Annotated in this window: 24 protein-coding genes; 21 read left to right on the plus strand and 3 right to left on the minus strand. The window is 60.9% G+C overall.

Features of this window, described 5'->3' with window-relative positions; all coding sequences use genetic code 11:
• Positions 1 to 46 precede the first annotated feature (46 nt).
• The 19 genes from iscR (at position 47) to B3M58_RS12335 (ending at position 17,081) form a co-directional block, all read left to right on the plus strand.
• A complete protein-coding gene (gene iscR, locus B3M58_RS12245) occupies positions 47 to 538 on the plus strand; it encodes a Fe-S cluster assembly transcriptional regulator IscR (protein WP_296219451.1) in 492 nt (163 codons plus the stop codon).
• A 47-nt stretch (positions 539 to 585) separates the two neighbouring features.
• A complete protein-coding gene (locus B3M58_RS12250) occupies positions 586 to 1,800 on the plus strand; it encodes an IscS subfamily cysteine desulfurase (protein ID WP_296219453.1) in 1,215 nt (404 codons plus the stop codon).
• 47 nt (positions 1,801 to 1,847) lie between these two features.
• Positions 1,848 to 2,234, plus strand: coding sequence for a Fe-S cluster assembly scaffold IscU (gene iscU / locus B3M58_RS12255; RefSeq protein ID WP_296219455.1), 387 nt, complete (start codon positions 1,848 to 1,850; stop codon positions 2,232 to 2,234).
• 12 nt (positions 2,235 to 2,246) lie between these two features.
• On the plus strand, positions 2,247 to 2,570 hold the full coding sequence (gene iscA / locus B3M58_RS12260; protein WP_296219457.1) for an iron-sulfur cluster assembly protein IscA: 324 nt from the start codon (positions 2,247 to 2,249) through the stop codon (positions 2,568 to 2,570).
• 7 nt (positions 2,571 to 2,577) lie between these two features.
• Positions 2,578 to 3,099, plus strand: coding sequence for a co-chaperone HscB (gene hscB, locus B3M58_RS12265; RefSeq protein ID WP_296219459.1), 522 nt, complete (start codon positions 2,578 to 2,580; stop codon positions 3,097 to 3,099).
• Positions 3,100 to 3,161: 62 nt separating this feature from the next.
• Positions 3,162 to 5,027: a Fe-S protein assembly chaperone HscA gene (gene hscA, locus B3M58_RS12270; protein ID WP_296219461.1), complete on the plus strand. Its 1,866-nt coding sequence runs from the start codon at positions 3,162 to 3,164 to the stop codon at positions 5,025 to 5,027.
• A 2-nt stretch (positions 5,028 to 5,029) separates the two neighbouring features.
• The gene (gene fdx / locus B3M58_RS12275) at positions 5,030 to 5,371 is read left to right on the plus strand and encodes an ISC system 2Fe-2S type ferredoxin (protein ID WP_296219463.1); all 342 of its coding nucleotides are present in this window, start codon (positions 5,030 to 5,032) and stop codon (positions 5,369 to 5,371) included.
• Between the two features lie 14 nt (positions 5,372 to 5,385).
• Positions 5,386 to 5,586 (plus strand): Fe-S cluster assembly protein IscX, encoded by a 201-nt coding sequence (iscX, locus tag B3M58_RS12280; protein WP_296219465.1) that lies wholly within the window; start codon positions 5,386 to 5,388, stop codon positions 5,584 to 5,586.
• A 98-nt stretch (positions 5,587 to 5,684) separates the two neighbouring features.
• Entirely contained in the window at positions 5,685 to 6,116 is a 432-nt protein-coding gene (ndk, locus tag B3M58_RS12285) for a nucleoside-diphosphate kinase (protein ID WP_274086964.1), read from the plus strand.
• Positions 6,117 to 6,140: 24 nt separating this feature from the next.
• On the plus strand, positions 6,141 to 7,289 hold the full coding sequence (rlmN, locus tag B3M58_RS12290; protein ID WP_296219471.1) for a 23S rRNA (adenine(2503)-C(2))-methyltransferase RlmN: 1,149 nt from the start codon (positions 6,141 to 6,143) through the stop codon (positions 7,287 to 7,289).
• Positions 7,290 to 7,302: 13 nt separating this feature from the next.
• The gene (gene pilW, locus B3M58_RS12295; RefSeq protein ID WP_296219473.1) at positions 7,303 to 8,061 is read left to right on the plus strand and encodes a type IV pilus biogenesis/stability protein PilW; all 759 of its coding nucleotides are present in this window, start codon (positions 7,303 to 7,305) and stop codon (positions 8,059 to 8,061) included.
• Positions 8,061 to 9,059 carry a RodZ domain-containing protein gene (locus tag B3M58_RS12300; RefSeq protein ID WP_296219475.1) on the plus strand — a complete coding sequence of 333 codons (999 nt, stop codon included), beginning with the start codon at positions 8,061 to 8,063 and terminating at the stop codon, positions 9,057 to 9,059. The genes pilW and B3M58_RS12300 overlap by 1 nt, the downstream gene beginning before the upstream one ends.
• 3 nt (positions 9,060 to 9,062) lie before the next feature.
• Positions 9,063 to 10,175 carry a flavodoxin-dependent (E)-4-hydroxy-3-methylbut-2-enyl-diphosphate synthase gene (gene ispG / locus B3M58_RS12305; protein ID WP_296219477.1) on the plus strand — a complete coding sequence of 371 codons (1,113 nt, stop codon included), beginning with the start codon at positions 9,063 to 9,065 and terminating at the stop codon, positions 10,173 to 10,175.
• A 34-nt stretch (positions 10,176 to 10,209) separates the two neighbouring features.
• The gene (gene hisS, locus B3M58_RS12310) at positions 10,210 to 11,499 is read left to right on the plus strand and encodes a histidine--tRNA ligase (RefSeq protein WP_296219479.1); all 1,290 of its coding nucleotides are present in this window, start codon (positions 10,210 to 10,212) and stop codon (positions 11,497 to 11,499) included.
• Between the two features lie 37 nt (positions 11,500 to 11,536).
• Positions 11,537 to 12,181 carry a tetratricopeptide repeat protein gene (locus tag B3M58_RS12315; RefSeq protein WP_296219481.1) on the plus strand — a complete coding sequence of 215 codons (645 nt, stop codon included), beginning with the start codon at positions 11,537 to 11,539 and terminating at the stop codon, positions 12,179 to 12,181.
• Complete coding sequence (gene bamB / locus B3M58_RS12320; protein WP_296219482.1) at positions 12,174 to 13,325, plus strand: outer membrane protein assembly factor BamB; 1,152 nt, start codon at positions 12,174 to 12,176, stop codon at positions 13,323 to 13,325. Before B3M58_RS12315 ends, bamB begins: the two co-directional genes overlap by 8 nt.
• Before the next feature lie 205 nt (positions 13,326 to 13,530).
• A complete protein-coding gene (gene der, locus B3M58_RS12325) occupies positions 13,531 to 15,003 on the plus strand; it encodes a ribosome biogenesis GTPase Der (protein WP_296219483.1) in 1,473 nt (490 codons plus the stop codon).
• Between the two features lie 150 nt (positions 15,004 to 15,153).
• Complete coding sequence (locus tag B3M58_RS12330) at positions 15,154 to 16,302, plus strand: pyridoxal phosphate-dependent aminotransferase (protein WP_296219485.1); 1,149 nt, start codon at positions 15,154 to 15,156, stop codon at positions 16,300 to 16,302.
• Positions 16,290 to 17,081, plus strand: coding sequence for an amidohydrolase (locus B3M58_RS12335; protein ID WP_296219487.1), 792 nt, complete (start codon positions 16,290 to 16,292; stop codon positions 17,079 to 17,081). Before B3M58_RS12330 ends, B3M58_RS12335 begins: the two co-directional genes overlap by 13 nt.
• 48 nt (positions 17,082 to 17,129) lie before the next feature.
• Here the strand turns inward: B3M58_RS12335 and B3M58_RS12340 are convergent, their stop codons facing one another.
• Entirely contained in the window at positions 17,130 to 18,233 is a 1,104-nt protein-coding gene (locus tag B3M58_RS12340) for an alkene reductase (protein WP_296219489.1), read from the minus strand.
• Positions 18,234 to 18,343: 110 nt separating this feature from the next.
• Between B3M58_RS12340 and B3M58_RS12345 the strand changes: the two genes are divergently transcribed.
• On the plus strand, positions 18,344 to 18,709 hold the full coding sequence (locus B3M58_RS12345) for a winged helix-turn-helix transcriptional regulator (protein WP_296219491.1): 366 nt from the start codon (positions 18,344 to 18,346) through the stop codon (positions 18,707 to 18,709).
• 151 nt (positions 18,710 to 18,860) lie between these two features.
• Here B3M58_RS12345 and leuA read toward each other — a convergent pair whose 3' ends face one another.
• Positions 18,861 to 20,531, minus strand: coding sequence for a 2-isopropylmalate synthase (gene leuA, locus B3M58_RS12350; RefSeq protein ID WP_296219493.1), 1,671 nt, complete (start codon positions 20,529 to 20,531; stop codon positions 18,861 to 18,863).
• 335 nt (positions 20,532 to 20,866) lie between these two features.
• Positions 20,867 to 22,123 (minus strand): mechanosensitive ion channel family protein, encoded by a 1,257-nt coding sequence (locus tag B3M58_RS12355; RefSeq protein WP_296219495.1) that lies wholly within the window; start codon positions 22,121 to 22,123, stop codon positions 20,867 to 20,869.
• 238 nt (positions 22,124 to 22,361) lie between these two features.
• Between B3M58_RS12355 and B3M58_RS22620 the strand changes: the two genes are divergently transcribed.
• A partial coding sequence (locus tag B3M58_RS22620) for a hypothetical protein (RefSeq protein ID WP_414704082.1) occupies positions 22,362 to 22,495 on the plus strand: 134 nt, incomplete at its 3' end.

Genomic DNA, 22,495 nt, shown 5'->3' on the forward strand with positions numbered 1-22,495 from the left:
GGGAATTGCATACTCGCGTCACATTGTGATTCCGTGGTAACCCTCCATGCGACTGACCACCAAAGGCCGTTATGCCGTCACCGCCATGCTCGATTTGGCGCTGCATGCGCAGCATGGGCCGGTGTCCCTCGCCGATATTTCCGAGCGTCAGGGCATTTCTCTGTCTTACCTGGAGCAACTGTTTGCCAAGCTGCGGCGCGGCAATCTGGTTTCCAGTGTGCGTGGTCCCGGCGGCGGTTATCAGCTGTCGCGCGACATGCAGGGCATTCAGGTGGCGGAAGTGATCGATGCGGTCAACGAATCCGTCGATGCCACGCGCTGCCAGGGGCAGGGCGATTGCCATGCGGGCGATACCTGTCTGACCCACCATTTATGGTGCGACCTCAGTCAGCAGATTCACGAATTCCTCAGTGGCATCAGCTTGGCCGATCTGGTTATGCGCCGCGAGGTGCAGGAAGTCGCTCAGCGCCAGGATCAGCGCCGCTGCAATGGCAGGATGCCGTATCTGGATAAGATTGAAGCGTCCACCGTCGATTGAACGAAAGGCGCCGGCCTGCTGGCCTGAGACCTGATAGGAGAAAATTAATGAAATTGCCGATTTATCTCGATTATTCCGCCACTACGCCGGTCGATCCGCGTGTTGCACAGAAGATGAGCGAATGCCTGCTGGTCGACGGTAACTTCGGTAATCCGGCGTCGCGCTCCCATGTGTTCGGCTGGAAGGCTGAAGAAGCTGTCGAGAATGGCCGTCGTCAGGTCGCCGAGCTGGTCAATGCCGACCCGCGTGAAATCGTCTGGACGTCTGGCGCTACCGAGTCGAACAACCTGGCCATTAAGGGCGTTGCCGACTTTTACAAGAGTAAAGGTAAGCACCTGATCACCTCGAAGATCGAGCACAAAGCGGTGCTCGATACCATGCGTCAGCTTGAGCGTGAGGGCTTCGAAGTCACCTACATCGAGCCGGGCGAAGATGGCTTGATTACTCCGGCGATGGTCGAGGCGGCGATGCGTGAGGACACCATTCTGGTGTCGATCATGCACGTCAATAATGAAATCGGCACGATCAACGACATCGCGGCGATCGGTGAGCTGACCCGTTCGCGCGGCGTGTTCTTGCATGTCGATGCGGCACAGTCCACCGGCAAGGTGGCGATCGATCTGGACGCCCTCAAGGTCGACCTGATGTCGTTTTCGGCGCATAAAACCTATGGCCCCAAGGGGGTTGGCGCGCTTTATGTTCAGCGTAAGCCGCGTGTGCGCCTGGAAGCCCAGACCCACGGTGGCGGTCATGAGCGCGGCATGCGTTCCGGTACCCTGGCGACCCACCAGATCGTCGGCATGGGTGAAGCCTTTCGCATTGCCAAGGAAGAAATGGTCCAGGAAAACCAGCGCATCCTGGCCCTGCGTGATCGCTTCTTCCAGCAGGTCGATGGTTTGGAAGAGCTGTACATCAACGGCAGCATGACTGCCCGTGTACCGCACAATCTCAACCTCAGCTTCAACTACGTTGAGGGTGAGTCGCTGATCATGGCGCTCAAGGACCTGGCGGTATCGTCCGGCTCGGCTTGTACCTCGGCGTCGCTTGAGCCGTCTTACGTCCTGCGTGCCCTGGGCCGCAACGATGAGTTGGCGCACAGCTCCATTCGTTTCACCTTCGGTCGCTTCACCACCGAAGAAGAAGTCGACTATGCCGCGCAGAAGGTTCGCGAGGCGGTCACCAAGCTGCGCGAATTGTCGCCGCTGTGGGATATGTACAAAGACGGCGTCGACATCTCCAAGATCGAGTGGGCAGCGCACTAAGTAGTCGCCGGGCAAGAGCGGCTCTCTGATGAGGAAGGAATACCAGCATGGCTTACAGTGAAAAGGTCATTGACCATTACGAAAACCCGCGCAACGTCGGCAAGATGGACGCGGAAGACCCGGACGTGGGCACCGGCATGGTCGGCGCGCCGGCGTGTGGCGATGTGATGCGTCTGCAGATCAAGGTCAACGAGCAGGGGGTCATCGAAGACGCCAAGTTCAAGACCTATGGTTGCGGTTCGGCAATCGCCTCCAGCTCCCTTGCTACCGAGTGGATGAAGGGCAAGACCCTGGCCGAAGCGGAAACCATCAAGAATACCCAGTTGGCCGAAGAGCTCGCTCTGCCGCCCGTGAAAATCCACTGCTCGGTTCTCGCCGAGGACGCCATCAAGGCGGCCGTGCGCGACTACAAGCAGAAGAAAGGCTTGCTCTAAGGAGATCTGTCGATGGCTATCAGCATGACCGAAGCTGCCGCTCAGCACGTGCGTCGCTCCCTTGATGGGCGTGGCAAGGGCGAGGGTATCCGCCTGGGTGTTCGCACCACCGGCTGCTCTGGCCTGGCTTATGTGCTGGAGTTCGTTGACGAGGCCGCTGGCGAAGATCAGGTGTTCGAGAGTCACGGGGTCAAGGTGATCATCGATCCCAAAAGCCTGGTGTATCTCGATGGCACCGAGCTGGACTTCGTCAAAGAGGGGTTGAACGAGGGGTTCAAGTTCAACAACCCGAACGTGCGCGGCGAATGTGGCTGCGGCGAGAGCTTCAATATCTGAGGCGCGTGTGGGTATTCCTTGTCATTTTGCCCTGTTTGATCTGCAGCCAGGTTTTCGCTTGGACCTTGAGCAGTTGGCTGTGCGTTATCGCGAGCTGGCGCGCAATGTCCATCCGGATCGTTTTGCCGATGCTTCCGAGCGCGAACAGCGCTTGGCGCTTGAACAGTCGGCGAGCCTCAATGAGGCCTACCGGACGTTAAAGAATGCACCGCAGCGGGCTCGCTACCTACTTGCATTGCGTGGGCCTGAATTGCCTTTGGAAGTCACGGTACAAGACCCGGGCTTCCTAATGCAGCAGATGCAGTGGCGCGAAGAGCTCGAGGATCTGCAGGACAGCGCCGATTTACCCGGCGTGGCCGCGTTCAAGCGCCGTTTGAAGATCGCTCAGGATGAGCTGAACGAAAGCTTTGCCGTTTGTTGGGACGATCCGCTGCGCCGTGAAGAGGCCGAGCGCCTAATGCGCCGCATGCAGTTTCTCGACAAGCTTTCCCACGAGGTCCGCCAATTGGAAGAGCGCCTCGACGATTAACACTCGCGCGGCTGCTAGGCTACTAGAGGGCGCGCCTGATATTCAGATAAGCATTATTAATCATGGCCTTACTGCAGATCGCTGAGCCCGGACAGAGCCCCCAGCCACACCAGCGTCGTTTGGCTGTGGGTATTGATCTGGGTACCACCAATTCGCTGGTCGCTGCGGTGCGCAGTGGTCTTTCCGAGCCGCTGGCGGATGCCCAGGGGCAGGTGATCCTGCCGTCGGCGGTGCGTTATTACGCTGATCATGTCGAAGTGGGCGAGGCGGCAAAAGCGGCCGCGTCCAGCGATCCGTTGAATACCGTGTTGTCGGTCAAGCGCCTGATGGGTCGTGGTCTAGCCGACGTCAAGCAGCTCGGCGAGCAGTTGCCGTATCACTTTGTCGATGGCGAGTCGCATATGCCATTTATCGACACTGTGCAGGGGCCGAAAAGCCCGGTTGAGGTGTCTGCCGATATTCTCAAGGTGCTGCGTCAGCGCGCCGAAACCACCTTGGGTGGTGAGTTGGTGGGGGCGGTGATTACCGTGCCGGCCTACTTCGACGATGCGCAGCGCCAGGCAACTAAAGATGCCGCGCGATTGGCCGGGCTGAATGTACTGCGTCTGCTCAATGAGCCGACCGCCGCCGCTGTTGCCTATGGGTTGGATCAGCATGCCGAAGGTGTGGTGGCGATCTATGACTTGGGCGGCGGCACCTTCGATATTTCGATTCTGCGCCTGACCGGTGGCGTGTTCGAGGTGTTGGCCACGGGGGGCGACAGCGCCCTGGGTGGTGATGACTTCGATCATGCAATTGCCGGCTGGATGGTCGAGCAGGCTGGTCTGTCCGCCGATCTCGATCCGGGTGCGCAGCGTCTGTTGCTTGAGGCCGCCTGCGCGGCCAAAGAGGCCCTGACCGATAACGCCAGTGCGATGCTCGGCTATGCCGGTTGGCAGGGGCAATTGACGCGCGAGCAGTTCGAGGCGCTGATCGAGCCGATGCTGGCGCGCAGCCTCAAGGCGTGTCGGCGTGCCGTGCGCGATGCTGGCATCGAGTTGGATGCCGTCGAGGCCGTGGTCATGGTCGGTGGTTCGACCCGTGTGCCACGTGTGCGCCAGGCCGTCGCTGAGCTGTTTGGGCGTGAGCCGCTGACCGATATTGATCCGGATCAAGTGGTGGCCATCGGTGCGGCCATTCAGGCCGATGCGTTGGCAGGTAACAAGCGTGGCGACGGCGAAGAGTTGCTGCTGCTGGATGTGATTCCGCTGTCGCTCGGTCTGGAAACCATGGGCGGGCTGATGGAGAAGGTGATTCCGCGTAACACCACGATTCCGGTGGCGCGCGCCCAGGATTTCACCACCTATAAAGATGGCCAGACGGCCATGATGATTCACGTATTGCAGGGCGAGCGCGAGCTGATCAGCGATTGTCGCTCCCTGGCGCGCTTCGAGCTGCGTGGTATTCCGCCGATGGTCGCCGGTGCCGCGAAAATTCGCGTGACCTTCCAGGTCGATGCCGATGGCTTGCTCAGTGTCGCGGCGCGTGAGTTGGCGTCTGGCGTCGAGGCGAGCATTCAGGTCAAGCCATCCTACGGGCTAACCGATGGCGAGATCGCGCGGATGCTGCAGGATTCCTTCAAGAATGCCGGCGACGACAAGGTGGCCCGCGTGCTGCGCGAGCAGCAGGTCGATGCTCAGCGTTTGCTGGAGGCGGTGCAGGCGGCGCTGGATGCCGATGGCGAGCGTTTGCTGGACGCCGAAGAGCGTCTGGCGATCGATGCGCAAATGCAGCAGTTGCGCGACTTGATGGCCGGTAGCGACGGGCCGGCCATTGAGCAGCAGACCAAACGGTTGACCCAGGTGACCGATGCCTTCGCTGCTCGTCGCCTGGATGCCACGGTCAAAGCCGCTTTGGCTGGTCGTAGTCTTAATGAGATTGAGGAATAAGCATGCCGCAGATTATTTTTCTGCCCCACGCCGCGTTCTGCCCGGATGGGTTGGTCGTAGAGGTCGAGCCCGGCGTCTCTATCCTCGAGGTGGCGCATGACCACCATATCGAAATGGAAAGCGCCTGCGGCGGTGTCTGCGCTTGCACCACGTGCCACTGCATCGTGCGCGAGGGCTTCGACTCGCTGGCCGAAGCCGACGAATTGGAAGAGGACATGCTGGACAAGGCCTGGGGGCTCGAGGCGCAATCGCGGCTGTCCTGCCAGGCGATTGTGGGCGATGAAGACCTGACTGTCGAAATACCGAAATATTCGCTCAACCATGCCGCCGAAGCGCCGCATTGACTCAAGGAGCCATCATGAGCCTGAAATGGGTTGATGTACTGGAAATCGCTATTGAACTTGCCGAAAGCAAGCCGGATGTCGATCCGCGTTTCGTCAACTTCGTCGATCTGCATCGCTGGGTCTTGGCCTTGCCGGAATTCTCCGACGACCCGCAGCGCGGCGGTGAGAAGGTGCTCGAAGCCATTCAGGCGGCTTGGATCGAAGAGGTCGACTGATCGGCGCGCCAATTGGCGCACCCTACGCATTTAACCTAAACCCGCGTATAATTCGCGGGTTTAATTTTTCGCTTTAATCCCTGTTTCTGGAGTTTCACATGGCTGTTCAACGCACTTTCTCCATCATCAAGCCGGATGCCGTCGCTAAAAACGTTATCGGCGAAATCACCTCGCGTTTCGAAAAAGCCGGCCTGCGCGTCGTTGCTTCGAAAATGCTTCAGCTGTCCGAGCGCGAAGCTGCTGGCTTCTACGCCGAGCACAGCGAGCGTGGCTTCTTCAAGGATCTGGTTGCTTTCATGACTTCCGGCCCGGTTATCGTCCAGGTTCTGGAAGGCGAAAACGCTGTTCTGGCTAACCGTGATCTGATGGGCGCTACCAACCCGAAAGAAGCGGCTGCCGGCACCATCCGTGCTGATTTCGCGGTTTCCATCGACGAAAACGCCGTACACGGTTCCGATTCCGAAGCCTCCGCTGCGCGTGAAATCGCTTACTTCTTCGCTTCGACCGAAGTTTGCGCTCGCATTCGCTAAGCGAATTTGAGTGAGGGTGAAGCCATGACTGACGCTACCGGGAAAATCAATCTGCTGGGTCTGACCCAGGCAGAGATGGAACAATTCTTCGAAAGTATCGGGGAAAAGCGTTTCCGTGCCGGTCAGATGATGAAATGGATTCACCACTTTGGCGTCGATGATTTCGATGCCATGAGCAATGTCAGCAAGGTCTTGCGCGAAAAGCTCAAGGCCTCTGCTGAAATCCGCGGCCCGGAAGTGGTCAGCGAAGATATTTCTACTGATGGCACGCGCAAGTGGGTAGTGCGGGTGGCGTCAGGCAGTTGCGTAGAAACCGTGTATATCCCCCAGGGCTCGCGTGGCACTTTGTGTGTGTCCTCGCAGGCTGGCTGTGCGCTGGATTGCAGTTTCTGCTCGACCGGCAAGCAAGGTTTCAATAGCGATCTCAGCGCCGCCGAAGTGATCGGCCAGGTGTGGATCGCCAACAAGTCGTTCGGCAGCGTGCCGGCGAAGATCGACCGTGCCATCACCAATGTGGTGATGATGGGCATGGGCGAGCCGCTGCTGAATTTCGACAACGTCGTCGCCGCCATGAAAATCATGATGGACGACCTCGGCTATGGCATCTCCAAGCGTAAGGTGACCCTGTCCACCTCCGGCGTGGTGCCAATGATCGACAAGCTCGGCGAGGTCATCGACGTATCGCTGGCGCTGTCGCTGCATGCGCCGAACGATGCGCTACGCAATCAGTTGGTGCCAATCAACAAGAAGTATCCGCTGGAAATGCTTCTGGCGGCTTGTAAGCGTTATGTCGCGCGCCTCGGCGAGAAGCGTGTGCTGACCATCGAGTACACCCTGCTCAAGGATGTCAACGATAAGACCGAGCACGCTGAGGAGATGATCGCACTTCTCAAAGATGTGCCTTGCAAGATCAATCTGATTCCGTTTAATCCCTTCCCCCACTCGGGTTACGAACGGCCAAGTAACAATGCCATTCGCCGTTTTCAGGACCTGCTGCACAAAGCCGGGCACAATGTCACCGTGCGTACTACTCGCGGTGAGGATATTGACGCTGCCTGTGGGCAGTTGGTCGGCCAGGTGATGGATCGTACCCGTCGTAGCGAGCGCTACATTGCCGTGCGTGAATTGAGTAGCGAGGCAGACACGCCGCGTTCCGCCGCCAATCGAACTTGAAGGGAGGATACCCATGACCTTGCGCCCAGCGCTGTTCTTGTTAATCGCCAGCCTGTTGGCCGGTTGTGTTTCGACCGGCGATGTCGACCCAATGAGAACAGGTAAAGGACGTAACGAGGCACGCGATGCCTACGTCCAGCTTGGCATCGGTTACTTGCAACAAGGCGCCAGCGAGCGCGCCAAGGTGCCGCTGAAGAAAGCCCTGGAACTGGATCCCTCGAGTGCCGACGCGCATGCCGCCTTGGCGCTGGTGTTCCAGATCGAGATGGAGGCGAAGCTGGCCGACGAGCATTTTCGCAAGGCCCTCTCGCAACGCCCCAGCGATGCTCGCTTGCTGAATAACTACGGCAGTTTTCTGTTCGAGCAAAAGCGCTACGAAGACGCCTTTGAGCGTTATCAGCAAGCTGCTCAAGACAATCTCTATCCTGAACGCTCGCGGGTATTCGAGAACCTGGGGATGACTGCGATGATGCTCAAGCAGCGTGAGCAGGCGCAAAGTTACTTTGAACGCTCATTGCGCCTGAACAGTCGGCAGCCGCGTGCGTTGCTGGAAATGGCAGTGATGTCCTACGAGGACAAGCAATATGTACCGGCGCGCAACTATTACGACAGCTATAGCGCGCTGTCTACGCAGAATGCCCGCAGCTTGCTCTTGGGCACGCGCCTAGCAGCGATCTTCGAGGATCGTGATAAAGCCGCCAGCCTTGGCCTGCAATTGAAACGTCTTTATCCCGGTACGCCGGAATATCAGCAATACCTGTCGGAGCAATGATGAAAGCGGCGCATCCTGAAGTTGTAGCAGCTCACCGTGTCAACCCCGGCGAGTCCTTGCGCAAGGCCCGCGAGAGTAAAAGCTGGACGATCGCCGAGGTCGCGACCCAGCTCAATCTGACGCCGCAGCGGCTGACTCAGATTGAGGCCGGGGCTTTCGATAAGTTACCGGGTCATACGTTTGCGCGGGGCTACATTCGTGCTTACGCCAAACTGCTCGACATGGACCAGGACCGTTTGGTGCTGGAGTTCGATCAGTTCACCGGTAGCGATGCCGCAGGAAGCAGCGTGCATAGCCTGGGGCGTATCGAAGAACCGGTGCGTTATTCGCAGAGTGTTCTGCGTTTTGTCAGCTTCATTCTGCTGGTGGCGCTGGCGGTGGCGGGTTTCTACTGGTGGCAGGATCAAGCGGAACGGCGCGCCGATGAATTGGCGGCCACCAGCATTGAGCATGTCGAAGTGGATGGCGCCGATGGCACCACGCAGATTCATCCGCTGGAAGAGCCTGAGGATCAAGCCGTTCTGGCGGCCCAGGACGGCACGGCGCTGAGCTTGCCAAGCGTTTCGGCCGAAGTGGCGGCGCAGCCAGAGGTGGCCGTTGACCCCGAGCAAGCGCCGGTTGCCGCTGAGCAACCCATCACGGCACCCAGCGAGCCTCCTGCGTTGGTCGCGAATGCTGCTGTCGAGCCCGCGCCAGCAGCCAGCCCGGCTCCCGTCATAGCGGCAACCGATACACCAGTGCCGACGGCCGCTGCTGGTGAGGGAGTGGTGCGAGTGACCTTCATCGCCGATTGCTGGACCCAGCTCACGGATGCCAACGGCAAAGTCCTGTTCAGCGCGCTGAAGCGCAAAGGGGATAATCTGGAGCTGGCTGGTAAGGCGCCATTGGAGTTGCGCTTGGGCTTCGCTCGCGGAGCACAGGTGAGTTACAACGGCGAAACGGTGGATGTTGCGCCGTTTATCTCCGGTGAAACTGCACGTCTGAAGTTGGGGTTGTAAGTCATGCATTGCGAATCGCCGATCAAGCGTCGTCTGTCGCGTAAAATCTGGGTTGGCTCGGTGCCGGTCGGCGGCGATGCACCGATTGCCGTGCAGAGCATGACCAATACCGACACCAACGATGTGGCTGCCACCGTCGCTCAGGTTCGCCGCCTGCAAGATGCCGGTGCCGATATCGTGCGCATCTCGGTGCCGGATATGGACGCCGCCGAGGCGTTTGGCCGGATCAAGCAGCAGGTCAGCCTGCCTCTGGTTGCCGATATTCATTTCGACTATCAGATTGCCTTGCGCGTGGCTGAGTTGGGCGTCGATTGCTTGCGCATCAATCCGGGCAATATCGGCCGCGAAGATCGGGTCAAGGCTGTGGTAGAAGCGGCTCGTGATCGTGGCATTTCCATCCGTATCGGCGTTAACGCGGGCTCGTTGGAAAAAGACCTGCAGAAAAAATACGGTGAGCCGACCCCAGAAGCCCTGGTCGAGTCGGCTCTGCGGCATGTCGAGCACCTGGACCGTTTGAACTTCCCGGATTTCAAGGTCAGCGTGAAGGCTTCCGATGTGTTCATGGCCGTTGAGGCCTACCGCTTGTTGGCTAAACAGATCGAACAACCCCTGCACTTGGGCATTACCGAAGCCGGCGGCCTGCGCTCCGGTACGGTGAAATCAGCGGTGGGGCTGGGCATGCTGCTGGCCGACGGGATTGGCGATACCATCCGTATTTCCCTGGCTGCCGACCCGGTTGAAGAGGTCAAGGTTGGCTTCGATATTCTCAAGTCGTTACGCCTGCGTTCGCGTGGCATCAACTTCATTGCCTGCCCGAGTTGCTCGCGGCAGAACTTCGATGTGGTGAAAACCATGAATGAGCTGGAGCAACGCGTCGAAGACCTGTTGGTGCCGCTGGACGTGGCGGTGATCGGTTGTGTGGTCAATGGCCCGGGCGAAGCCAAGGAGGCGCATATCGGCCTCACCGGTGGCTCGCCGAACAACCTGATCTATATCGACGGCAAACCGGCACACAAACTGAACAACGACAATCTGGTGGATCAGCTGGAAAAGCTGATTCGCCAGAAAGCGGCCGAAAAAGTCGCCGCAGATGCCGCCGTCATCGTACGTGGCTGAGCCTCTGCGAACCAAGAACAGCTAAGGAACCGAATTGAGCAAGTCCCTGCAAGCCATCCGTGGCATGAACGATATCCTGCCCGAGCAAACCCCGCTTTGGCGTTACTTTGAAGGCCGTGTGGCTGGCCTGCTGGATGGCTACGGTTATCGGCAGATTCGCATGCCGATCGTCGAGTTCACCGAGCTGTTCAAGCGCTCCATCGGTGAAGTCACCGATATCGTCGAAAAAGAGATGTACACCTTTGAGGATCGCAACGGCGACTCCTTGACCCTGCGCCCCGAGGGCACCGCAGCCTGCGTGCGCGCGGTGCTCGAGCATGGTCTGTCCGGCGGCGGGCAAACCCAGAAGCTCTGGTATATCGGCCCGATGTTCCGCCACGAGCGCCCGCAGAAAGGCCGTTATCGCCAGTTCCACCAGATCGGTGTGGAAGTCTTCAATATCGACGGCCCGGACATCGACGCCGAGCTGATCGTGCTGACCTGGCGCCTGTGGGGCCTGCTGGGTATCCGCGATGCGGTGAAGCTTGAGCTGAACAGCCTTGGCACTAGCGCCGCGCGCGCGGTGTACCGTGATGCGCTGGTCGAGTTCCTGACCGCGCATGCCGACCAGCTGGATGAAGACAGCCGCCGCCGCATGACCAGCAACCCGTTGCGTGTGCTCGACAGCAAGTCCCCGGAAACCCAGGCCTTGCTGGTCGATGCGCCGAAGCTGGCGGATTACCTGGACGACGAGTCGCGTGCGCACTTTGACGGTCTGAAAGCCCGTCTGGATGCCGCCGGCGTGCCTTACGTGATCAATCCCAAGCTGGTGCGAGGTCTGGACTACTACAGCAAGACCGTATTCGAGTGGGTCACCGACCAGCTCGGCGCGCAAGGCACGGTCTGCGCGGGTGGCCGCTACGATGGCCTGGTCGAGCAGATGGGCGGCAAGCCGACCACCGGCGTAGGTTTCGCCATGGGCATCGAACGCCTGGTGCTGCTGATCGAAACCTTGGGTAAAGTGCCGGCGGAAATTGCCCGTCAGGTCGATCTCTACCTGTGCGCCTTCGGCGAGCCGGCAGAGTTGGCGGCCCTGACCCTGGCCGAGCGCTTGCGTGATCAATTGCCGGCTTTGCGTTTGCAAGTGAATGCCGGTGCCGGCAGTTTCAAGAGCCAATTGAAGAAAGCCGACAAGAGCGGCGCGCTCTATGCCCTGGTGCTGGGTGAAGACGAACTGGCCCAGCAAGTGGTAGGTTGCAAGCCGCTGCGGGATCAGGGTGAACAACAAAGTATCGCCTGGGCTGCTCTAGCCGAGTATTTGAAGACCTGCACCGCGCAGGCCTAACAGGCTGTTAAGCGATTTAGCGAATAGGAGTATTGGGGTGGTTTCGCGTACCGATGATGAAGAGCTGGCGGTAATCAAGGACTGGTGGCAGCGCAACGGCAAGCCGTTGTTGACCGGCAGCGTACTGGCGCTGGTAGCGGTATTCGGCTGGCAGGGCTGGCAGAAGTACCAGACCAACCAATCGCAGGGCGCCTCGATGGTGTATCAGCAATTGCTGGAAACGGCGCTGAACCCGAGTGGTCAGCCCGATGCGGCCAAGGTTGCCGAACTGGCCAATACGCTGAAAAGTGATTTTGGCGGTACGCACTATGCCCAGTACGGCAGCTTGTTCGTGGCCAAAGTAGCGGTCGAAGCGGGCAAATTGGACGATGCCGCCAGCGAGCTGCGGGCGATTGTCGACAAGCCGGCGGATGACACCCTGGCGGAGTTGGCGCGTCAGCGTCTGGCTCGCGTGCTGGCTGCGCAGGACAAAGCCGAAGAAGCGCTGAAACTGCTCGAAGGTGACGCCGATCAGGCGTATCTGGCCAGCCGTGAAGAGCTTAAAGGCGATCTGCTGGTGCAACTGGGTCGTAGTGATGATGCGCATGCCGCCTATGTAAAAGCCAAGGCAGCACTTTCCGAAGAAGCTGCCGTAGGTGGTTTGCAAATGAAGCTCGACGACCTGGCGAAAGGGGATGCGTGACGTGATGCGTTGGAAAAATGCCGCACTGCTGGCCCTGGCCGTTCTGGTCGTCGGTTGCAGCAGCAATAGCAAGAAAGAACTTCCGCCAGCCGAGCTGCCTGACTTCGAAGAAGAAGTCGTGTTGCAGAAGGAGTGGAGCCGCTCGATTGGCGAAGGCCAGGGCGAGACCTTCAACATGCTGGTGCCGGCGGTCGATGGCGAGCGCATTTATGCCGCCGACGTCGAGGGCCTGGTCATGGCGCTGGACCGCATGAGCGGCGATGTGATCTGGAAAGAAGACCTCGAAGCGCCGGTTTCCGGTGCGGTCGGTGCCGGTTATGGCCTGGTCCTGCTGGGTACCCTGAAGGGCGAAGTGATCGCCCTGGATGCCAGCAGCGGTGAGGAAAAGTGGCGTTCGCGGGTGACCAGTGAAGTGTTGGCTGCGCCGGCGATCAACGGCGACATCGTGCTAGTACAGACGCAGGACGATCGTTTGATTGCCCTGGATGCCGAAACCGGTAGCCAGCGCTGGATTTTTGAAAACACTCCGGCGGTACTGACTCTGCGCGGCACCGGTAGCCCGATTCTGACTAACCGCTTGGCCGTCGCCGGTCTGTCCAGCGGCAAGGTCATCGCCCTCGATGCGCAGCGCGGTATTCCCGTGTGGGAGCAACGTGTGGCGATTCCACAAGGTCGCTCCGAGCTGGACCGGGTGGTCGATATCGACGGCGGTCTGCTGTTGTCGGGCGGCACCCTCTACGTGGTCAGCTATCAAGGCCGCGTTGCTGGGCTGGATCTGGAAAGCGGGCGGATACTCTGGCAGCGTGAAGCCTCCAGTTCGGTCGGCGTCGCGCAAGGCTTTGGTAGCGTCTACGTGAGCCTGGCCAGTGGCACTGTGGAAGGTATCGACGAGCGTTCCGCATCGGCACTCTGGAGCAACGATGCCCTGGCCCGCCGCCAGCTGTCGGCGCCGCAAGTGTTTTCCAGCTATGTGGCGTTCGGTGACTTGGAAGGTTACCTGCACCTGATCAGTCAGGTGGATGGACGTTTCGTCGGTCGCGAGCGTATCGACAGCGATGGCCTGCGCGCTCGTCCGTTGGTCGTTGGCGACTGGCTGTATGCGTTCGGCAATGGTGGCAAGCTGGTGGCGCTGACCATCAAGTAACCCTGCGCTGAGAAGCGGCCCAGTATCTGCTGCGCGTCGGCGATACTGCGTTAAAAACAGGCTCGCTCTAGCTCGCGAGATACTGAACCGCTTCAATGGCTATGCTGCATCAGGCCTTGAACCCGAATGCAGTAGTAAAAAAGATTCCGGCCGCTGCCCCCGCAGCGGCTTTTGTATTTTCTGAAATAACGAAGTGGAGAGCCTAATGGTTCCCGTAATTGCCCTGGTGGGCCGCCCGAACGTCGGCAAGTCCACCCTGTTTAACCGCTTGACCAAAAGCCGCGACGCGATTGTCGGCGACCTGTCCGGTCTGACCCGAGATCGCCAATACGGTGAGGCCAAGTGGCAGGGGCGAACCTATATCGTCATCGACACCGGTGGTATTTCCGGTGACGAAGAAGGCATCGACGCGAAGATGGCCGAGCAGTCGCTGCAGGCCATCGAAGAAGCCGATGCCGTATTGTTTCTGGTGGATGCACGCGCCGGCTTGTCCGCTTCCGATCAGATGATCGGCGAGCACCTGCGTCGGCGTAACAAGCGCAGCTTCCTGGTGATCAACAAGGTCGACAACATCGACACCGACCTGGCCCGCGCCGAGTTTTCCAGCATGGGCATGGGCGAGTCCCTGCCGATTGCCGGTGCCCATGGTCGTGGCATTACCCAGATGCTCGAAGCCGTGCTCGGTTCCTTCCCCAAGGATGCCAGCGAGCCGGAAGAGGGCGAGGAAGAGGAAGTCGTCCTCGAAGGTCAGGAAGCCAAGCGGATTCCCGGCCCGAGCGAAAAAGACGGCATCAAGCTGGCGATCATCGGCCGGCCCAACGTCGGCAAGTCGACCCTGGTCAACCGCATGCTCGGTGAAGACCGGGTGATCGTCTATGACCAGCCCGGCACCACTCGCGACAGCATCTATATCCCGTTCGAACGCGATGACGAGAAGTACACCCTGATCGACACCGCCGGCGTGCGTCGCCGCGGCAAGATCTTCGAGGCGGTGGAAAAGTTCTCGGTGGTGAAAACCCTGCAAGCGATCCAGGACTCCAACGTCGTGGTGTTTGTCATGGACGCCCGCGAAGGCGTGGTCGACCATGACCTCAACCTGCTCGGCTTCGTCCTGGAAAGCGGCCGCGCGCTGGTAATTGCCCTGAACAAATGGGACGGCATGGAGCCGAGCGAGCGCGACTATGTGAAGGTCGAGCTGCAACGCCGGTTGTTCTTCGTCGACTTTGCCGATATCCACTTTATCTCCGCGCTGCACGGCACGGGCGTGGGCAATCTGTACAAGTCGGTACAGGCTTCGTTCCAGTCGGCGATCACCCGCTGGCCGACCAACCGTCTGACCCAGATTCTCGAAGACGCGGTCGGCGATCATGCGCCGCCGATGGTCAACAACCGCCGCATCAAGCTGCGCTACGCCCACCTGGGTGGGGCCAACCCGCCGCTGATCGTGATCCACGGCAATCAGGTCGACGCGGTGCCCAAGTCGTATGTGCGTTACTTGGAAAACACCTACCGCCGGGTGCTCAAGCTGGTCGGTACGCCGATTCGCATCGAGTTCAAAGGCGGCGAGAACCCCTATGAGGGCAACAAGAACACCCTGACTGACCGCCAGGTGAACAAGAAGCGCCGCCTGATGAGCCACCACAAGAAGGCCGAGAAGAAGCGCAAAGACAAGCGTTGAGTCTCTAGTCGCGTTCTATAAAGGCACCTGCGGGTGCCTTTTGCCTTTCTGGGCGTTGGGCTATCCTGCGCCATCAACAGGGTGTAGGGCGGGGGAAACCCGCCTGCTTGGGGTTTTTGGCGGGTTGCACCCGCCCTACGGAATAGAGCGATGATTGTCAGTAAACTGCCGAATGTCGGCACCACCATCTTCACCCGTATGTCGCAGCTCGCCGTGGAAACCGGCGCGCTCAACCTGTCCCAGGGTTTCCCCGATTTCGATGGCCCGCAAGCCTTGCGTGAGGCGGTCGGCCGGCATATTGCCGCCGGGCATAATCAGTACGCGCCGATGACTGGCCTGCCGGCACTGCGCGAGCAGGTCGCGGTGAAGATCGCCCGCAGCTATGGCCGTGTGGTCAGCGCCGACAGTGAAGTGACCATCACCCCAGGTGCCACCCAGGCGATCTTCTGTGCGATCCAGGCGTTAATCCAGCCGGGCGACGAGGTGATCGTCTTCGACCCGTGCTACGACAGCTATGAGCCATCGGTCGAGCTGGCTGGCGGGCGTTGTGTGCATGTGCCGCTGGCATTGCCGAACTTCGCCATCGACTGGCAGCGCCTGGCCGATGCGCTGACGGCGAAAACCCGCCTGATCATCCTCAATAGCCCGCATAACCCCAGTGGTGCGTTGATCTCGCGGGCCGAACTGGACCAGCTGGCGGCGCTGATCCGCGAGCGCGACATTTACCTGATCAGTGACGAGGTGTACGAGCATCTGGTGTTCGATGGGTTCAAACACGCCAGCGTGCTGGCCCATGAAGAGCTGTATCAGCGCGCCTTTGTGGTCAGCTCGTTCGGCAAGACCTACCACGTCACGGGCTGGAAAACCGGCTACGTGGTGGCACCGCCGGCGCTGTCCGCCGAGCTGCGCAAGGTGCATCAGTACGTCAGTTTCTGCGGCGTCACGCCGTTGCAATGGGCGCTGGCCGACTACATGACCGAGCATCCCGAGCATGTCGAAGAGCTGCCGGCGTTCTATCAAGCCAAGCGTGACCTGTTCTGCGATCTGCTCGGCGAGTCGCGCTTTCAGTTCAGCCGTGCGGCCGGCACCTATTTCCAGCTAGCCGATTACTCGGCGATCCGCGCTGACCTCGACGACGTGGCAATGGCCGAGTGGCTAACCCGCGAACATGGCGTGGCCGCTATTCCGGTATCGGTGTTCTACCAGCAGCCACCCAAGGATTTGCGTCTGGTGCGTTTCTGCTTCGCCAAGCGCGAGGACACCCTGCGCCAAGCAGCGGAGAAACTATGCGCGATCTGAGCCGGTTGCCCAATCTCGATGTGGCGCTGATCCAGACCGAGCTGACCTGGCATGACCCGGCCGCCAATTGCGCGCATTTTCAGGCGCTGCTGCAGCAGGCTCAGGGTGCCGACCTGATCGTGCTGCCGGAGATGTTCAGCACCGGCTTCTCCATGGACTCCGCTGCCCTGGCCGAGCCCGAGGATGGCCCGACCAGCCAGTGGCTGCGCGAGCAGGCGCAGGCGTTGCAAGCGGTGATAACCGGCAGTCTGATTATCCGGGCCGCTGATGGCTCTTACCGTAATCGCCTGCTCTGGGCGCGCCCGGACGGCAGCCTGGCGCATTACGACAAGCGCCATCTGTTTCGCATGGCCGGTGAGCACAAGTACTACGCGGCGGGTGAGCAGCAGGTGCTGCTGGAAGTGAAGGGCTGGCAGGTGCGGCCGCTGATCTGCTACGACCTGCGCTTCCCGGTCTGGAGCCGCGATGCGCAGCACACCGACTTGCTGCTCTACACCGCCAACTGGCCGGCGGCGCGGCGCAATCACTGGAACCGGCTGCTGCCGGCACGGGCGATTGAAAACCTCTGTTATGTCGCGGCGGTCAATCGCATCGGCGAGGACGGCAAGGGCCATGCCTACAGCGGCGACAGCCAGGTGCTGGATTTCCAGGGTGAGCCGCTGCTGGGTGCCGGCGCGGCGGATGGTGTGTTCCGCGCCACGCTGAGTGCCACCGAACTGGCGGCTTACCGTGAACGCTTTCCGGCGTATCGGGATGCCGATCCCTTCACCTTGGCGTAATGACGGAGCGCACTGAAAAACGCCGGGTTGATCCCGGCGTTTTCATGTTCAGCCCAGTGTCGGGTAATCGGTATAACCCTGTTTGCCACCGCCGTAGAAGGTGCTGGCGTCCGCCTGGTTGAGAGCGGCGCCCGCGGCGAAGCGCTCGACCAGATCGGGGTTGGCGATATACGGCCGGCCATAGGCGAGCAGATCGGCCAGGCCTTCGCTAAGTGCCTGCTCGCCGCTCTCGACGGTTTGTCCGCCGGCCAGGATCAGGGTGCCCTGGTAGCGGTCGCGCAGGGCGCGCAGCAGCTGGTCGAAGCCGTCGAAGCTGCCACCCAGCCAGTCCGGGCGATTGACGTGCAGGTAGGCGAGCTTGCGGCTGTTCAGTTGCTCGACCAGATAGCTGAAGGTTTCCTGCGGGTTGGCGTCGTGCACATCGCCGAAGGTGCCCATCGGCGAGATGCGAATGCCCACACGGCTGCTGTCGCCGAGCGTGGCGACCACCGCGTCGACCACCTGCAACACCAGGCGTGCGCGGTTTTCCGCCGAGCCGCCGTAGGCATCGCTGCGCTGGTTGCTGTTTGAGCAGAGGAACTGGTCGAGCAGGTAACCGTTGGCGGCATGTACTTCCACGCCATCGAAACCAGCGAGCAGGGCATTGGCCGTGCCGTGGGCGTAGGCGGCGACCACCCCGGGCAATTCATTCAGGGCCAGCGCGCGCGGCATGGCGGTGGCGGCCTTGTGGTGGCTGCCGTCGGCTTCCTGCACGTAGCACTCGGCGTTGGCCTGAATCGCCGACGGCGCGACCGGGTCGGCACCGTTCGGTTGCAGCAGCGGGTGGGAAATCCGCCCGACATGCCAGAGTTGCAGGAAAATTCGTCCGTTCCGCGCATGCACGGCTTGGGTGACTTGCTTCCAGCCGGCGACCTGTTCGGCGCTGTGGATGCCTGGGGTCCAGGCGTAACCCTGGCCCTCGGCGCACACCTGCGTGGCTTCGCTGATCAGCAGGCCGGCACTGGCGCGCTGGGCGTAGTAGGTGGCGTTCAGTTCGCTGGGAATGTTGCCCGGTTGCAGGCTGCGCTGACGAGTCAGCGGCGCCATCACCAGGCGATTCGGCAGGCTGAGGCTGCCAAGCTGGAACGGGGAGAGCAGGTGTTGGGCGGGCATGAAACCTCCAGGAGGGGGACCGGAATAGGTCATGACCGACATTATGAGTGTGGCAATCAAATCGGCAAGTACGTACGATAAGCGCAGTCACTTACCTTTGGGTAACTTAAATGAGCGAAACAACCCTGCTGGCGAGCGAAGACAAGCGTTTGGTTGCCGGCGACAAGGTCTACAACACCCCGGTCGAGGTCACTCTGGAGGTGATCGGCGGCAAGTGGAAATCCCTGCTGGCCTACCACTTGATGAGCGGCCCGCAGCGCTTCTCCGCGCTCAAGCGTCTGGTGCCGAACATCACCGAAAAGATGTTGACCCAGCAACTGCGCGAGCTGGAGCGTGCCGGTGTGGTCAGCCGCAAGGTATTCGCCGAAGTACCGCCACGGGTCGAGTACCGCGTGACCGAACACGGCGCGACCCTCAAACCGGTGCTGGAAGCCATGTGTGCCTGGGGTCGCAGCCACTGGCAGCAGCAGGGCTAGACGCCCACGGTCATGCGCCTAACCCACCCTACGAATTACTGCGCTCCAGGCATTGCCTAGCCGGCTGCACGTTTCAACACATAACGTGGACATAGCCAACAAAAACCCGCCATCACGGCGGGTTTTTTTGGCGCTCCGGTTGCGTGAGCCGTCAGGCTGCTTGCGCGTCGGCCTGGCTGAGGGCGCGGTTCAGCGCGCTGAACAGCGCGCGGAAGCTCGCAGTGGTGAGGTTTTCGTCGATGCCGACGCCGTGCAGCGCCCGTCCGCCGTTGACCCGCAGTTCGATATAGGCAGCCGCCTTGGCGTTGGTGCCAGCGCCGATGGCGTGCTCGCTGTAGTCCATGATCTCCACGGCCACCGGCAGGCCGGCGACCAGGGCTTCCAGCGGGCCTTTGCCGATGCCGCGCCAGTGTTGGCTGTCGCCGTTGCTGAGAATTTCCACGTCGACCGCGCTGGTGCCGTTTTCTTCCTGCAGGCGATGGCCTTTCAGGGCGTAGGGCGCCGTGGCTTGCAGGTATTCACGGTCGAGCAGTTGGTAGATCTGCCCGGCACTCATCTCCAGGCCGAGGCGGTCGGTTTCCTTTTGCACCACCTGGCTGAACTCGATCTGCATGCGTCGCGGCAAGCAGATGCCATATTCCTGCTCCAGCAAATAGGTGATGCCGCCCTTGCCGGACTGGCTGTTGACGCGGATCACTGCCTCGTAGCTGCGGCCGATATCGGCCGGGTCGATCGGCAGGTAGGGTACTTCCCAGATGCCGTTCGGGTCCTGCTGGCTGAAGCCTTTGCGGATCGCATCCTGGTGCGAGCCGGAGAACGCGGTGTGCACCAGGTCGCCGACATAGGGATGGCGTGGGTGCACGGGAATCTGGTTGCACTCCTCGACCACCTTGCGCACGTTGTCGATGTCGGAGAAGTCCAGGCCCGGGTGGATGCCCTGGGTGTAGAGGTTCAGCGCCAGGTTGACCAGGTCGACGTTGCCGGTGCGCTCGCCGTTGCCGAACAGGCAGCCTTCGACGCGGTCGGCGCCAGCCATCAGGCCCAATTCGCTGGCGGCCACGCCGGTGCCGCGGTCGTTGTGGGTGTGCAGGCTGATCAGCACGCTGTCGCGGCGGCTGATATGGCGGCCGAACCATTCGATCTGGTCGGCGTAGATATTCGGCGTCGCCACTTCAACGGTGGCCGGCAGGTTGAGGATGACCTTGTTGGTCGGCGTCGGTTGCCAGACGTCGAGCACCGCGTCGCAGACTTCCACGGCGAACGCCAGCTCGGTGGAGGTGAAGATCTCCGGTGAATACTGGAAGGTCCACTGGGTGGCCGGTTGCTGCTCGGCGAGGTTCTTGATGATGCGCGCGGCATTGACCGCGATGTTCACCACGCCGGCCTTGTCCTGATTGAAGACGATCCGGCGGAAGCTCGGCGCGGTGGCGTTGTAGACGTGGACGATGGCCTTCTTCGCGCCGACCAGCGACTCGAAGGTGCGGGTGATCAAATCCTCGCGGGCCTGGGTGAGCACCTGAATGGTGGTGTCGTCCGGGATATGGCCGCCTTCGATCAGCTCGCGAACGAAGTCGAAATCGGTCTGCGAGGCGGAGGGGAAGCCCACTTCGATCTGCTTGATGCCGACCTGCACCAGGGTCTTGAAGAAGCGCATCTTCTTCTCGGCATCCATCGGCTCGATCAGCGATTGGTTGCCGTCGCGCAAATCCGAACTGCACCAGATCGGCACTTCAGTGATGGTCTTCGACGGCCAGCTGCGGTCAGGCAGGTCGATGGCCGGGAAGGCGCGGTATTTGCTGGACGGGTCTTTAAGCATGCTCATCGGGATGTCCTTTTAGCGGCGGCTGCAAGCGGCGGGCCGGGCTGAGTCTGAAATAGGGCGGGGCGTTGGCGTGAACTATTGGCCATGCAGTCGCTGGCTGACCAGGCAGAGGTTGGCGTGTTGGCGCAGCAGAATGAGGGTGTGGGTAGCGTTCATGGCGTCAACCGTAACCAGTGAGGTTAAAGCTGGCAAGTATCTGAAAAAAAATGGTGATAAAGCGCGCTATGGGCAAATAAGAGCAATTTTATTGCGTGAAAATCTGTGCGGCTGTGTGTCGATTGCGCGGTGAGTCGGCCCTGGCTGGGCGCAGGCACCCAGGCCAGGGCCATCCTCGCTTATACCGCGGGTAGAGCCGCGGGGCTGACCTTCAGTTCGCGCATGTCGGCACCGCTCGGGTGCTGGAACACGCGCAGGCCGAACTCCGGCAGGATCGCCAGCAGGTGGTCGAAGATGTCCGATTGAATGCTCTCGTAGCGCGCCCAGGCGGTGGTATTGGTGAAGCAGTACAGCTCCAGCGGCAAGCCGTCGGCGGTGGGGCTGAGTTGGCGCACCAGTTGGGTCATGTCCTGGTGGATGTCCGAGTGTTGGCGCAGGTAGTGCTCCACATAGGCGCGGAAGGTGCCGATGTTGGTGACGCGGCGGGTGTTGGCCGGCTCCTGGCCGTCTTCGGCCAGGCTGCTGTTCCAGCTGAGCAGCTCGCTCTGCTTGGACGTCAGATACTGGCCGAGCAGTTTGAAGCGCTGCAGCCGGGCGATTTCTTCGCCGTTGAGAAAGCCGATGCTGGTCTGGTCCAGATACAGGCTGCGTTTGATGCGCCGTCCGCCCGATTCCTGCATGCCGCGCCAGTTCTTGAACGGATCGCTGATAAAGCGCTTGGTCGGGATGCTGGTGATGGTCTTGTCCCAGTTCTGCACTTTCACGGTATGCAGGGCGATGTCGATCACATCGCCGTCGGCGTTCAGTTGCGGCATCTCGATCCAGTCGCCGACCCGCACGATATCGCTGGAAGAAATCTGCACGCTGGCCACCAGCGACAGCAGGGTGTCCTGAAAAATCAGCAGCAGGACCGCGGCCATGGCACCGAGGCCGGACAGTAGGATCAGCGGCGAGCGGTCGATCAGGGTGGCGACCATGAGGATCGCGGCAATCGCGAAGAGCAGAATCTTCACCACCTGGACGTAGCCCTTGATCGGCTTCAGGTTGGCGTCTGGGCGGCGCTGGTAGACGGTGTTTATCAGGGTCAGCGCGCCGCTGATCGCCAGGGCGATGGTCAGCACGATGAAGGCGCCGCAGACGTTGCGTGTCACCGTGATGGCGGCTTCCGGGAGGTGCGGGACCAGGGCGATGCCGGCGGAGATGATCAACGCCGGCACGATATTGGCCAGGCGGGCAATGATGTGCGAGTCGGATAGCGCGCCGTCCTGGCCGATAGGCGTGGCCTTGAGGGCGCGGTACAGGCCGCGCAGCAGGATGCGTTTGACGACCCAGTTGGCTATCCAGGCGGCAAGCGCCAGCAGACACAGGCTGATCAGGGTGTAAAATTCAGGGTAGCGCTCGAGCCATTCCAGGGTTGCGCTGACGTGCTGGTTCATAGCGGTCCTCGTGTGTTTCGGTGGATCGCCGCATCGCGAGTCATTGGCTCGGCGCACGCGGGCTCTGAAGGGTGGCGAGGGCGTACCTTAACAAAGGCTCCGGCACATCGGCTGTACGGCTTTTCCGATGCTGCCGTGTTTCCTTGCCGGAGCGTGGCCGCGCGGGGCGTGCGGGTGCGCGTTTCCGCGTGGCGCCAGGCTCTGTAGGTCAGCTGTGCTGCTGGCCAGGAGGGTGATCATGGGCAAACCGAATGTCTCGATTCTGCTGCTGGCGAGTGTGTTGCTGCTTATGGCGTGCAGCCAGCAGGCCGCGCGGAACGAGTCGCTGTCGCTGGACGAGCATCTGGCCACATTGGGTTATCGGCAGGGCGG

Origin of the sequence: Pseudomonas sp. UBA2684, assembly GCA_002354655.1 — a bacterium.
In the GTDB taxonomy this organism is placed as follows: domain Bacteria; phylum Pseudomonadota; class Gammaproteobacteria; order Pseudomonadales; family Pseudomonadaceae; genus Aquipseudomonas.